At 42.3% G+C, this 13492-nt stretch carries 13 protein-coding genes; 4 read left to right on the top strand and 9 right to left on the bottom strand.

Going from position 1 to position 13492, the window contains the following annotated elements:
* The first annotated feature begins 12 nt into the window (after positions 1–12).
* Together J1N09_RS15565 and J1N09_RS14765 are read left to right on the top strand one after the other, a co-directional pair.
* The gene (locus J1N09_RS15565; RefSeq protein WP_414826855.1) at positions 13–102 is read left to right on the top strand and encodes a hypothetical protein; all 90 of its coding nucleotides are present in this window, start codon (positions 13–15) and stop codon (positions 100–102) included.
* 9 nt (positions 103–111) lie between these two features.
* The gene (locus J1N09_RS14765; protein ID WP_265201045.1) at positions 112–1116 is read left to right on the top strand and encodes a type IX secretion system membrane protein PorP/SprF; all 1005 of its coding nucleotides are present in this window, start codon (positions 112–114) and stop codon (positions 1114–1116) included.
* Between the two features lie 46 nt (positions 1117–1162).
* Here J1N09_RS14765 and J1N09_RS14760 read toward each other — a convergent pair whose 3' ends face one another.
* Complete coding sequence (locus tag J1N09_RS14760; protein ID WP_265201043.1) at positions 1163–2320, bottom strand: vWA domain-containing protein; 1158 nt, start codon at positions 2318–2320, stop codon at positions 1163–1165.
* A 259-nt stretch (positions 2321–2579) separates the two neighbouring features.
* Between J1N09_RS14760 and J1N09_RS14755 the strand changes: the two genes are divergently transcribed.
* Positions 2580–4778: a tetratricopeptide repeat protein gene (locus J1N09_RS14755; RefSeq protein WP_265201041.1), complete on the top strand. Its 2199-nt coding sequence runs from the start codon at positions 2580–2582 to the stop codon at positions 4776–4778.
* Positions 4778–5509: a LytR/AlgR family response regulator transcription factor gene (locus J1N09_RS14750; RefSeq protein ID WP_265201040.1), complete on the top strand. Its 732-nt coding sequence runs from the start codon at positions 4778–4780 to the stop codon at positions 5507–5509. The genes J1N09_RS14755 and J1N09_RS14750 overlap by 1 nt, the downstream gene beginning before the upstream one ends.
* Here the strand turns inward: J1N09_RS14750 and murI are convergent.
* The 8 genes from murI to J1N09_RS14710 all read right to left on the bottom strand — a co-directional run bounded on the left by murI (position 5506) and on the right by J1N09_RS14710 (position 13431).
* Positions 5506–6294 (bottom strand): glutamate racemase, encoded by a 789-nt coding sequence (gene murI / locus J1N09_RS14745; RefSeq protein ID WP_265201038.1) that lies wholly within the window; start codon positions 6292–6294, stop codon positions 5506–5508. The genes J1N09_RS14750 and murI overlap by 4 nt on opposite strands.
* Before the next feature lie 65 nt (positions 6295–6359).
* Positions 6360–6869, bottom strand: a complete 510-nt coding sequence (locus J1N09_RS14740) for an OmpH family outer membrane protein (RefSeq protein WP_265201037.1) — start codon at positions 6867–6869, stop codon at positions 6360–6362.
* 47 nt (positions 6870–6916) lie between these two features.
* On the bottom strand, positions 6917–7765 hold the full coding sequence (locus tag J1N09_RS14735) for an OmpH family outer membrane protein (RefSeq protein ID WP_265201036.1): 849 nt from the start codon (positions 7763–7765) through the stop codon (positions 6917–6919).
* Positions 7766–7802: 37 nt separating this feature from the next.
* Complete coding sequence (locus tag J1N09_RS14730) at positions 7803–10385, bottom strand: outer membrane protein assembly factor (RefSeq protein WP_265201035.1); 2583 nt, start codon at positions 10383–10385, stop codon at positions 7803–7805.
* Entirely contained in the window at positions 10354–11097 is a 744-nt protein-coding gene (locus J1N09_RS14725) for an isoprenyl transferase (protein WP_265201034.1), read from the bottom strand. Before J1N09_RS14725 ends, J1N09_RS14730 begins: the two co-directional genes overlap by 32 nt.
* Before the next feature lies 1 nt (position 11098).
* The gene (locus J1N09_RS14720) at positions 11099–11788 is read right to left on the bottom strand and encodes a DUF6089 family protein (RefSeq protein ID WP_265201033.1); all 690 of its coding nucleotides are present in this window, start codon (positions 11786–11788) and stop codon (positions 11099–11101) included.
* 99 nt (positions 11789–11887) lie between these two features.
* Complete coding sequence (locus tag J1N09_RS14715; protein ID WP_265201032.1) at positions 11888–12772, bottom strand: NAD kinase; 885 nt, start codon at positions 12770–12772, stop codon at positions 11888–11890.
* Between the two features lie 2 nt (positions 12773–12774).
* Positions 12775–13431, bottom strand: coding sequence for a CBS domain-containing protein (locus tag J1N09_RS14710; RefSeq protein ID WP_265201031.1), 657 nt, complete (start codon positions 13429–13431; stop codon positions 12775–12777).
* Positions 13432–13492 lie beyond the last annotated feature (61 nt).

The raw sequence follows: 13492 nt of genomic DNA, 5'->3' as shown, positions 1-13492 counted from the left end.
AACGGTAACCCGATGCCATCGAGTGATTACTGGTTTGTGGTGGAATACACCGAGGAAGAGGTCCGAAAGGAGTTTAAAGGACACTTTACCCTAAAACGATAGCTATTTACTATGAAGATAAAAAAGACCTACTTTATTCTATTCCTGCTCTTGGGCTCGATGATACACGCACAGGATGGTATTCCAGTGTATTCCGATTACTTTGCGGATAACCTGTATCTATTGCACCCTTCTATGGCAGGAGCCGCCGCGCATAATCAACTTAGGCTTACGGCGAGACAACAGTGGTTTGATCAGGACGAGGCACCTAACTTACAGACCTTAAGTTTTAATGCGCGCTTAGGAGATCGTTCCGGTGTTGGAGCCATTGTATTTGCCGATAAGAACGGGTATCATTCTCAAACAGGGGGTTATTTGACCTATGCTCACCATATCATGTTCTCAAGAACTGAGGTAGATTTAAATCAGTTATCTTTCGGATTGAGCGCTGGATTGGTCCAATCCAGATTGGATGAAACCGAATTCGATCCCAACGATTTCGACCCGGTCATTGCAGGCATCATTCAGAGTAGCTCTTATTTTAACCTGGATGCAGGGGTGTCCTATAACTTCGTAAACTTTTCAGGTCATTTTACCGTAAAAAACATCATTTTTCAGAACAGGAACCTGTTTTCAGAAAATTTCGAACCAAATAATCAACGTCAGTACCTGTTCTCAGCTGCTTATGCAATAACGGGTGGCCCGTATTCTCAATGGGCGTATGAACCTTCCGTATTATTCCAGTGGAGAGAACGTACCGGTGAACAAGCATTGGATACGAATATTAAGGTATACAGGACCATGGATTTCGGACAACTTTGGGGTGGTATTTCTTACCGAAGAAGTTTCGATGGTTCCGAATTTCTTGATGGAACTGAAGTGAGCACCCAGAAATTGCAGTACTGGACACCTGTAATAGGTGTTAACTATAAAAAATGGTTGTTTGCCTATACGTATTCATACCAGGCTGGAAACATTCGGTTCCAGAGTGGTGGATTCCACCAGATAACCTTAGGGTATGATTTCCTCGGGAACAGACCACAAACGTATTCGTGTAATTGTCCTGCAATTAATTAAAATAAAAAAAGCCCTGCAATTGCAGGGCTTTTTTTAGCGGATTTCATTATTCATCCCACTTGTAATCCTTCTTCTCCGCTTGCTTCCTCAGGGCTTCGATCATTGCGCTTTCCAGGGCGTTATCCCCATCTTTCTTCTGTTCCGAAATATACTTGCGCCTTTTCTCATTTAATTCGGCGATTTCCTCCTGAATTGACTCCCGCTCCGCACGTTGCTGTGCAACATAGGCCTTGATCTCCGCTTTGGTTTTATTCTTCAGGTTGTCCGGTAGATCTTCGTTCTTCAATTTATCATAGCTAAAGTCCTCTTCTTCTTCGGCATCCACGAGATCCCAACTACTGTTCTTGTACAAGTGAGAACTCTTCGAAACAGTTCGGCTAACCGCATTGGCGCCACCATATTCGGCGGCATTGGCATCCTGTTCTGCCTGCATGGCAATCTTCGAACGACCTCGTCTGCCATAGGGAATGTAGGTGTTGTTGAGCTTTACGTTTAGCTGAAGAATGATATCATCATAAGGCGAAGCGATGTGAACCGTGTGCTGATTGTGATTGATTGCCATATAATCACCATAGGCCAGTTGTGCCCCATGCTGCCATTTCGAGGATATTCCGTGATTATAGTCACCACAGAAAATGGTATTGACAACGATGTCTTTTTCTTTCGCTTCTAGCGCGGCATCTTTGTAATTTATCTTACCCTGAGTAAATGGCTCGTTACCGGCAATGAAGATCATTTTCAGGTCGTCTGCGTCATTGCCCCAGTCCAATTGCTTGATAGACTTATGGATCACAGTTCCACAGTATTCACTTCCTCCATTTGTTGTAAGTGAGAATAGTTCTTTCGATACATCGTCAAGGTCCTCTGTAAAACCGAGGATCTTTCTCACGTAACCATCTCTGGAGTTTAATCCGTCATTTCCGTATTCGTAAAGGGCAATTTGAAGATTCGGACTCTGGTTTCTGCATTTGGCATAGGAAAGTTCGTTCACGATCTCCCAAAGTTGGGCTTTGGCCTGGTCTATGAGTCCGTCCATACTATTGCTGGTATCAAGAAGCAATGCCACTTTTATATAATGTTTGTTTGCCACCGGCGAATGTGCAGGGGCATTTTCTACCAGGGTCAACTCTTTGCTCGTATCTGCTTTACAGGAAAATGATAAAACGATGGCGAATAGTAATACAAATAACTTATGTGTTTTCATCTTTTAGAAATTTAATTTTATTCAGAAATTAAACCTTGAAATCAATTGTTTCAAAGGGTTCGGGTATTATTGATTTTACAGTAAAGCTATCACCAACTTCATTCCGAAAAAACCTGAGATGAGGGAACAGTTACTTTCAATTAGTGAAAGTAACATGGGAAATAGGCAAACGCTGTTTTGGACCAGATTTTGAGGTGATTCTGGTCCATGACGATTTTTCAAACCCACCTAAAGTGTGTAAGTTTACTATTCGGAACCCATGAGGAATTTTTATATCATACTATTTGCGCTACTAATCGCCCTGCCTGCAATAAACGGACAGGTGCAACGCAATTCTCCTGACGATTTTGTGCTGAAGGGAATTGTGGTTGAAGAGGACAGCAATGATCCTATTCCAAGGGTAAACATTGAGATCGTCGGAGGGGGTTATACAACCACCAACGGCGCCGGAGAGTTCGCTATTTCGGCTAAAATTGGCGATGAATTAATTGTTCGCAGTGACGATTTCGAAACTGTGTATTATACAATTAAAAAGAAGCAGGATGTAACCATACGTGTAAAGGACGAAATTACCCTTGAAGAGAATATCCCGGTAACGACTACAAGTAGAAACGAGGCCGAAAGTAACTTCAATACGTTTATTGATTCTGCGAAATACTTTCTGAAAAAAGACGCCAGGAAAAGTATCGAATATGTTACCCGTAGCCTGGAAGTGGTGCCGGGAAGAGCCTCCTCACGACGACACAATAGCATCGCTTTTGAAACTCTTGGAGATGTAAATCTACACTGGAACCAACCCGATCTGGCCGTCGATAATTATAAGAGTAGTATTTCTTCACAATCCCGAACGGATGTGAGAATCAAGCTAGGAGCTGCTTATATGGCCAGTAATAATTACCAGGAAAGTATCGCCTTATTCGAAGAGTTGCTAAAGGTGAAATTGTCCAACTACCAAAGAGTAGAGGTCTATGAAGGTCTGGGGGATACATACAGGGCTATTGAAGATATTGAAAAAAGTGTTTTTAATTATCAGGAGGCGCTTGACATTGCCAACCAACATAAGATCACACCTAAGATAACCGATCTGAACTCGAAGATTGGGGAGGCCTACGCAAAAGGTGGAGCACCGGTCCAGGCGGAACAATACTTCGATAATTCGCTTATCCTGGCAAAGAAGCAAAATAAAAAGAGGGCAGTGATCGAACAGAACAAAGTAGCCGATTTCTACAATCAGAATAGTGACTTCGAAAAGGAGATAAAGCTACGAACCGGAATCCTGGAAGGGGTTTCAAACCTCGAGGAGGATTCGCTTGAAGATGAGGAAGCCGAAGAGATTAGTCCGCAACGACAGAACTATAAGATTGCTAACGCCTACGTTGCCCAGGACAAATATGAAGATGCAATCCCCTTCCTTGAAAAGAGTATAGAGGAAGCCGATAAGAAAGAGGATCTTGTGGTTCAGAAGGACGCTACAAGGAAGCTGTCGGAAGTGTACAAGGGGATAGGAAATTTTGGCAAGGCGGCAGAAAATTATGAGAAATACGTAGAAGTTGTTGATGAACTATACATCAAGAAGGAACAGGAATTGTCGCAGGCGGCACGTTTCAGCAGGGAGATCGCTCTAAAACAAAATAGGATCACCAGTCTTGAAAATGAGCGGGTACTGAACGAGAGTCGATATAAATTGGCCTTTGAGAACCAGGAACTTATTCAGAAAAACAACCGTATTCAGAAATGGATCATTGGCTCCTTGATTCTAGTTGCGGTATTACTTTTACTAACTGCTTACTACCAGTACAAGAACGTCCGACAACAGAAGTACGCCAACAATCTTCTGGCTTTGAAGTCACTAAGAACACAGATGAATCCTCATTTTATTTTCAACGCGTTGAATTCCGTAAATAGTTTTATTGCCAGTAATGACGAGAGGACAGCCAACAAATACCTCAGTGATTTTTCACAGCTAATGCGGGCGGTATTAGAGAATAGCGAGGAAGATTTCATTCCGCTCGCAAGTGAAATTGAATTGCTGAACATGTATACGAAGTTGGAACACTTCAGGTTTAAGGATAAGTTCGAGTACGAGTTTACAGTGGATGAGAACATCAATATGAAGGAATTTGTAATTCCACCAATGTTACTTCAACCGTATGTTGAAAATGCGGTTTGGCACGGGCTTCGATACAAGGAGGAAAAAGGCAGGCTGGATATCAAATTCCTTTCAGTTTCAAAGGATTCAGTTAGGATCATAATCGAGGATAATGGTATTGGCAGGAAGCGATCCAAATCGCTTAAAACCGAACACCAAAAGCGGCAGAAATCGAAAGGGATGGGTAATATTCAGAAACGAATCTCTATCCTCAATGAGATGTACCAGGATAAAGTGGATGTTAAGGTTGAAGATGTTTTCGAGAACGAAGAGGGAACACGAGTAGTGTTAAACTTAAAAAAGGATTAATGGATTTAAGAGCTATCATAGTAGAAGATGAAGAGACCAGTAGGGAGATATTGAGAAATTACCTGTCCAAATACTGCCCAAGTGTTTCACTAATGGGTGAAGCTGCCAATGTGGAAGAGGCCCTGGTTTTAATAAGGAATAACGACCTGGACCTGGTTTTCCTGGACGTAGAGATGCCCTATGGAAACGCATTCGATCTCCTCGATAAAGTTGGCGATCGCCAGTTTGAAACGGTATTTGTTACCGCCTACAATCACTACGCAATAGATGCGTTGAACGCTCATGCTTCCTATTATATTCTGAAGCCCATCTCAATTGATAAGCTTATCGAAGCGGTGGATTACGTTTCAGAAATAAAAGAAAAAGAAAATAGCCTTCAAAATACAGTGCTACAGCCAAAACATCATCATGTGGAAGGTAAGATCACCATTCCTCAGCAGAACGGATTTGAAGTATTGGAGATTGCGGATATCCTTTATTGCCAGGCGGACGATAACTACACTCAGATCTTCCTGAAAGAGGGTAAGAAATTGGTGAGTAAGACTTTGAAATATTTTGAAGAAAGCCTAAAGAGTAGCGGTTTTGCCCGTGTTCACAAATCCTATCTCGTAAATGTAAATGCCGTGGTTGAGTACCGAAAAGGAAAAGGAGGAAGTGTTGTGCTTTCCAGCGGTAAGCAGATCATGGTAAGTCCGGCCAAAAAGAAAGAACTTCTGGGATACTTCAGTTAAAAATCCAGTCGATCAACAGTTATCTCCGAATGATCTCCCAGCAAACTCTTCAGTATTGTAGTTTCTGAATTGCTGTAAAACTCAAGTGATGGAGTGGAAGTTTCCGTATTCAGTAAGTTGTGTTTTTGGAGAAGATTTTTCGTTTGACGTGCTACCGCCGCTCCTGAATCGATTATGGTTACGTTTTTTGGAAGCATTTCTCTCAATTTTGGGATCAGGTAGGGGTAGTGACTGCAGCCCAGAACAAGGTAATCTATCTTGGCTTCAATCATTTGATCCAGGTACTTAATGAGCAAAGTATGTAATTCCGAACTGTCCAGCTGACCGTTTTCGATGAGTGGCACCAAACCTTCACCAACAACTTCAACCACTTTAATATCGCTGGCAAAAGCTTCACTGGTTTGGGAAAATAGAGCGGAACTCAGCGTGCCCCTGGTAGCTAGGATACCAATGCGTCCGGTTTTGGATTTAAGCGCGGCAGGCTTAATGGCCGGTTCTATACCTACAAAAGGGAGGTCATAATTTGCGCGCAATATTGAAATAGCATTGGTGGTAGCAGTGTTACAAGCGACAACTATGATCTTGGCGCCCATATCAATTAGCTTTTCAGTATTCTTGATGCTGAGTCGGACGATATCCTCTCGGGGTTTATTCCCGTAAGGAGCAAATTTGCTATCCGCCAGGTAGATGGTGTTTTCCATCGGCATTAGCTGGTGAATCTCTTTCCAAATAGAGGTGCCACCAACTCCCGAATCGAATATTCCAATAGGCTGTGCGGATTTCATTACCACTAAAATAGAAACTGCCCGCTAAAGAGCGGGCAGTTTAGGTTATATTTTTATTTTGGGTGTTAAATTCCCAATTCCTTTTTTACATCGGCAAGAAGATCGAATCCTTCAGCAAGGATTACGTTACTTCCCTCAGAGGAGTCCAGTACATACTGGTACCCTTTGTTTCTTGCTACTTTCTGAATGGCCGTTTTTGCTCTATCCAGAATAGGTTGGAAGATATCTCTTTCTTTTTGTTGAAGGTCTTTCAATGCTTGTTGCTGGTAAGCCGCGATATTGTTCTGCATGGTTTGAACTTCTTCAACGCGCTTTCTGTTTTGTTCTTCGGTCTTAGTTTCCGCCTCGGCAGCATATTGCTTACTCTTAGCATCTAATTCCTTTGCCATCGCTCTAAGTTCCGTATCGTAGGTCTTTTGAATCTTTTCAAGCTGACTCTGGGCTTGCTTCATTGAAGGCATTGCCTGAACTAAATCGGCCGTATTAATATGTGCAATCTTAGACTGTGCATATGTGAAAGATGTAGCTCCCAAAAACAGCACAAATGCTACGATTAATAATTTCAAATTTTTCATTGTCTTTCTAGATTATTTTGTGTTATAAATTAGATTGTGTCTCTTATTTAAACACCGCCTCCGTTACCATTGCCGTTTCCACCGGCAGCAGGAGGAGCTCCTCCGCCTGATCTTGCCTGCAATATGGAATCTTTACGGCGTTGTCTTTCATCGAGAAGTTGTTGTCTTCTTTGCTCAAATTCTATTCTTCTTGCCTCTCTAATAGAATCGCGAACTCGTCTGCGTTCTTCCATTAATCGTTCTCTCTCGTCCTTTTTTGCCTCAGCAGCTTCTTCACGCTCTGATACTGCGGTCTCTTCTTCTTCCGAAAGTTCATCGCGCTTCTCGATTTCGCGTTTTTCCTTCTTATTAGTGGCTTCTTTTCGCTTATTTGAACGATTGATGCTTCGAACTACCTGGTCACTGATATCATTTCTTTCTGCAGCGAATAACATCACTACATCGGCAGATTTGTCAAAAATGAAGTCGTACTTCTTATTTACAGCAATTTCCTGAACTATATTAAATACCTGGTCCTGTATGGGTTGAACCAACTGTCGGCGTTGAATCATCAAGTCACCATTTGGTCCGAAACGATCCTGTTGATACTTGATCATTTCTTCTTCGAGGATCTGGATTTCTTCTTCACGCTCTTCGATCAATTCTTTTGTTAGTAGAACTCGCTCGTTAGCAAGATTCAATTTCATTTGATCGATCGCCTTCTGTTTCTTTTCGATGTCCGCCTTCCAACGCTGGACTTTTCCTTCGAGTTGAGTTTCAGACTCCTTATATTCCGGAACGCTCTCTAGGATATATTCCATGTCAATGTAGCCTATTCTAACTCCTCTTTGAGCATTAGCGGCATAAGAAAAGCAGAGCACTACAAAGGCGAAAAGAAATATGTTTTTTGCTTTCATAATTGCTGGTTGTTATTAAGAAAATATCGTGCCAAAGTTAAAATTGTTGTCCGATAATAAAGTGGGTTTCCCACCCGTTTGCTTCGGTTCCATTCAGGATTGGGTCGAATCCGTAACCAAAATCTATCCCCAACAACCCGAATGCGGGCATAAATATACGTATTCCTGCGCCAGCAGACCTATTTAATTGGAACGGATTGTAATCTCTGAACCCGTTATAGGCGCCACCACCTTCTATAAAAGTGAGTACGTAGATCGAAGCCAACTGCTTCAAAGTAATCGGATACCGTAATTCTAACGAAAATTTATTGTAAATGGTATTTCCATCATTATTCGAAAGTGATTGGTTAGGATAACCTCTCAGTTGGATAACCTCCCTACCGTCCAGCGAGAAGGCTCCCAGGCCGTCTCCACCAACAAAGAATCGTTCAAAAGGAGGTACGCCTCGATCCTGATTGTAGGCTCCGAGGAATCCAAATTCAGCGTTCGTTCGGAGTACGAGATCCTTGTACACACTAGTAAACCACTGGCCCTGGAACTTTACCTTATAATACTCCAACCACTTAAATCGCTCCTGGTCAATTTCGGCTCTTCTTTCAGTGCCGTCTACGGTGGAAAGATCAAGCATGGATCTTTCTTCAGCAAGTGCGGAATAATCGGTGCTTCCTAATGCAGAGTATGGGAGAGTTAATTTAGCGCTCACATTGAACTCGGATCCGCTTCTTGGATAGATCGGGTTAGCCGAGGTACTGTTTCTGCTTAGACCTATTGTGTAAGCCAGGTTATTGGCAAACCCATCTCCAAAGGTGAACAGACCCGTATTGTAATTCTTCAGATTAAAGTGCTGGAAACTGATCGCTTGCGAGAACTGGAAGTAATCATCAGGCCACTTCAATCGCTTAGCAATACCTACTGAACCTCCTGTGATGAGGAACCTACGCGTTCGATCCACGTCTCTGTTGACAAAATCAAAAAGATACTGCACGGTATGTGAGAAGGAAGTACTGAACTGAATAGGTTTCTTTCCACCTAGCCATGGTTCAACGATCGAGAGGCTATAAGTTTGGTAAAAACTACTCGCCTGCGCTCTGAGGGACAATCGCTGTCCGTCACCCATTGGGAGCGGCTTGTAAGCATCTTTGTTGAATATATTCCGAAGTGAGAAATTGTTAAAGGAAAGCCCCAGGGTTCCTACAAATCCACCCCCACCGTAACCACCTTGTAGCTCGATCTGACTCGCACCTTTCTCGATCACTGAATATTCCAGATCAACCAGGCCGTTGGTTTCGTCCACCTTTTTGAAATCCGGAGTAAGTTGTTCCGGATCGAAATAGCCTAACTGTCCTAGTTCACGAAGCGTTCGAATCACATTTCTCTTGCTGTATTTCTGTCCCGGACGAGTCCTTAATTCACGATAGATAACGTGATCGTTGGTTTTCGAATTTCCAACCACGGTAACGTGGTCGAAATAGAATTCATTTCTCTCTATGATCCGAATTTCAAAATCGATTGTATCTTGTCTTACTGCCACTTCCACCGGACTGATTTGCACCGCCAGATAACCGTTATTCTGGTATAGGTTGGTGAGGTCTGCCGCATCGGGATCGGAGTCGTCTGCAATTCGCTCTGCCAGCAGTGTTCCATTGTAGACTTCACCTTTTTGGATACCCAGTATCTGCCGTAATTGGCCATCGGTGTACTTACTATTACCAATGAAGTCTATGTTTCCGAAGTAATACTTCCTTCCTTCTTCCACCTCAATGGCGAGTTCCACATTCTTATCGTCTTTGATAATTAGGGTGTCGCTCAGGATTCTTGCATCTCTGAATCCATTGGTTTTGTATTTCTTGATGATGTTGGCTTGGTCTTCTACGATTCCGTCTTCGGTGTATTTTGATCGTTTCCAGAAACGAACAGGATTCTTCTGCTTGGTATTCTTCATTGCCGATCTAACTTTCTTGTCTGAAAGTTCTTTATTGCCAACAATGTCTATGCTGCTTACCTTTACACGTTCGCCTTTGTCGATATTGATAAACATGTTCTTGGCGATCTCCTTTCCGGTGGAATCCAGGTGAGGTTTGGTACTGATTATTACTTCAGTATTAAAGAAACCTTCCTTTCTGTATTTATTCGCTATGTAATTCTTGGTGGTAGTTACCAGGTTCTTGGTGATTTTCACACCCCGTTTAAGGCCATTGTCACTAATGATGTCCTTTTTCTGGCCTTTTCGGATACCGTCAATGGTCACATCGTACATCTTTGGAAGTTCTACGATATACAACTCGAGGTCTACACGATCTCCTTCAACATTGGTGACATAAAAAGCGATATCGCTAAAGAGGTTTTGCTCCCAAAGTTTCTTGGTTACCTCACTTAATTTTTCACCCGGAATATAGATGAGATCACCTTCTTTAAGGCCGGTAAATGCAATAACTGTTTGCTCGTTGAAGGTTTGCTCACCGCTAACCGAGATGCTGTTTATTGCGTAGCGTTTGTTTTTATCGATTACCTGGGCAGAAACAGAAAAAACAGATAGTATTGTAAATAGAAAGATACAATACAGTGTTTTAGAAGTTTGTGATAATGGATTAATTTTGAAGTTGCTCACTCGTTTTTCCAAATCTTCTTTCTCTGTTTTGATAATTTATTATGGCTTCAAAAAGATGCTCCTTTGAATAATCTGGCCAAAGGGTGTCCGTAAAATACAGTTCGGCATAAGCGATTTGCCACAATAAAAAATTACTAATACGCTGCTCACCACTTGTACGTATCAATAGATCTACATCCGGTAAACTTCGGGTGTAAAGATGCTTATTAATAAGTGATTCGTCAATATCCGACGGCGAAATTAGGTTATTTTTAACTTTAAGGCTAATCTCTTTAATTGTTTTTGTGATTTCTTCACGTGAGCCATAGCTTAAAGCGAGTGTGAGCGTCATACGCGTATTGGATTTGGTCTTCTCAATCACGTCAATAAGTTCATTGTGGGCCTTTTTGGGTAAGGCATTGAGATTACCAATGGCATTTAGCCTGATATCATTTTCCTCAAGCGTACTGATCTCCTTCTTTAGAGAATTAATAAGGAGCTTCATCAGTAGTTCAACTTCCAATTTGGGCCGCTTCCAATTTTCGGTTGAGAAGGCATAGAGCGTGAGATTGGGGATATTGATTTCGGCGCAGGCTTCAACGACTTCTCGCACGGCTTTAGAGCCGTTTTCATGTCCTACAGTTCGCAATAATCCCTTTTGTTTTGCCCAACGGCCGTTGCCGTCCATGATAATGGCTACGTGCCTGGGTAACTTGTTAGGGTTTATTTTACTTTGTAAGGACATGTTAAAAATTGCAATAGCAGGGCCTTCTTCCAAAGCCAAAGGTAAGGGTTACACCTGTAAACACATACCAATCGTCACTATTTGTGTTTCCAAATTTAAATTGAGGGTCGTCTGCTAGTCCCTTTACCGGGTTGCTCCCGTCCAGGTCGTCTGTAAACGCATATCGGGCCCCGATCTCCATTCCCAGTACCATTTTTGTACCAATAGTGGCTTTGTATCCAATAACCATGGGTATAGCAGGCGCAGAAGCACCGTCGTAATCCCTTATATCGTCTCCTACCTTGTACAACGCTTCGTACCAGAAATAGGTAAGGCCCGTGTATAAATAAGGAGTAGAAACCGGTTTTCCACTGTGTACATTGAATTCTACGAAAGTATATTCCAGTCCAATTGAGATCTCAGAGATCGTATTGCTAAACGACAAACCACGTTGCTTGCGGCGTTCATCATTTGCATCGGCATCATCACCACTTATTTTGGCAAGCATTATCGATCCTCGAAAGGCATGACGGGCGCTTCGGTTCCATTTAAAGATACCACCGAATGCAAAATTATTTGGAGCGATGTAATTAGTTCTCCCAATATCACCAATGTAATTGGATCCACCTATCAATCCACCTATCTCGTAAGTTTGAGAAGTAATGGAAAGTGAACACAAAAAAGCAATTATCAATAGCGCGAAATACTTCATATACTTTAAAAGTTTGCAAATATAACAATAAACTTCGCACCGCCCCATTTTGTGCGAATTTGTCTAAGTTGATAAACAAAAATTGTTGGAATTTATTGTCTAATTTCGCTTGTCTTCACCCCAAAGTAATTTTTCACGAAGGGTTTTGATGAAACTATCTTCTTTCAGCTGGGCTAGTTTGATGCTGAACCCTGCTTTCTTAATACGAATTTCTGTATCGTCTGTGAGAGTTGCGATACGCGAATCCAGGGAGATGAGGTATGATTTCTCACGGCCGGTAACCTTGAGTTTTATTTCAGCCTTATCGGGCAAAACGAATGGCCTGGCATTCAGATTATGAGGAGCAATTGGGGTTAGTACGATACTTTTTGATCCCGGATCCATGATAGGTCCTCCACAGCTCAATGAATATCCTGTAGATCCTGTAGGTGTTGAAACGATCATCCCATCAGACCAATAGGAGGCAAGGTGCTCGTCGTCCACATAGGTTTCCACTTTGATCATGGATGTGGTATTCTTCCTGTTAATTGCGATTTCGTTTAAGGCAAAATTGAGCTCCCCGATCTCGTTGCTGTCGGGCGTGGTTTCTATAGCAAGCAGGGCTCTTTGTGAGATTTTAAAGTTGCCTGCGATCATTTCCTGTATACTGGTCTCTATATGTTCTTTCTGAATGGTCGCCAAAAATCCTAAGCGACCCGTATTCAACCCAGCGATGGGAATGCCGAGATCCCGCACGAAAGTGACGGCTTTCAGCAAGGTTCCGTCACCACCAATACTAAAGAAAAGGTCGTAACTCTTATCCAATTCAGTAAATGAACTGAATGTAGCCACATTGGTATCGATACCATCGTGATGTTTTATGAGTTCCAGGAAATTCTTCTCAACCGCAACCTCCACATCTGTCTTCTTCAACGCATCCAGAAAGTGCTGGATAGGTTGTTCGGAATGCTGGTGGTAGAATTGTCCGAAAATACCGACTTTCATGACTACATATTAAGATACTTGTTCAGATAATCGGATCGGGCCTTTAGATCTTCCAGGAATTTATCTTCATCGTGATTGGAGACGATATTGTAACCGTAGCGACGAAAGGTTTGTACTATGGCATTCATCCCGGTATGGCCAATCTTAATGGTGGCCTGTACCGTTTCACCTACAATCTTTGAGATAAACGCCCCCAGTATCCTTGCATCATTAGACTCCACAATCTGGCAGATCTCGCTAAAGGAATAGTCGCGGACGCCTTTTTCAACTACAATAATCCCACCCGCTTCGTTGAGGAAAGGAGTGTCGTTGAAAATGTTCATTATATCACTCAATTCATAGTATCCCAGGTAATGTCCTTCGGTTTTTAATACTGGCATTATATTGCTTCCATGCAAGGCAAAAGCCTCAAGAATATCGAGCCAATTAGTGGCCTCACTCACATAAAATGGTTCCAGGGCGTATTCAAAGTCCCGTATCAGTTTATCGCTTTCAAAACAATGTGCATCCGTTTCAGAAATGCAACCAACATACTTGTTGTCCACAGAAACAGGGACATGAGAATAAGTAAGCTGGTTGAAGGCAACCTGCACCTCCTTGATCGGTGTTTCGATGTCGAAAGGTTTTAGGTCGTTGATGATATATTGACTTGTATTCACGGCATTTATTTTAGTGCAAATTACTTAAAATAAAGATGCGAAACCCTGCACAAGCTTCGTA

Origin of the sequence: Aureitalea sp. L0-47 (genome assembly GCF_026126405.1) — a bacterium.
Classification (GTDB): domain Bacteria; phylum Bacteroidota; class Bacteroidia; order Flavobacteriales; family Flavobacteriaceae; genus Pukyongia.
The sequence above is the reverse complement of the archived record's forward strand: the minus strand, read 5'-3'. Positions and strand labels throughout refer to the sequence as shown.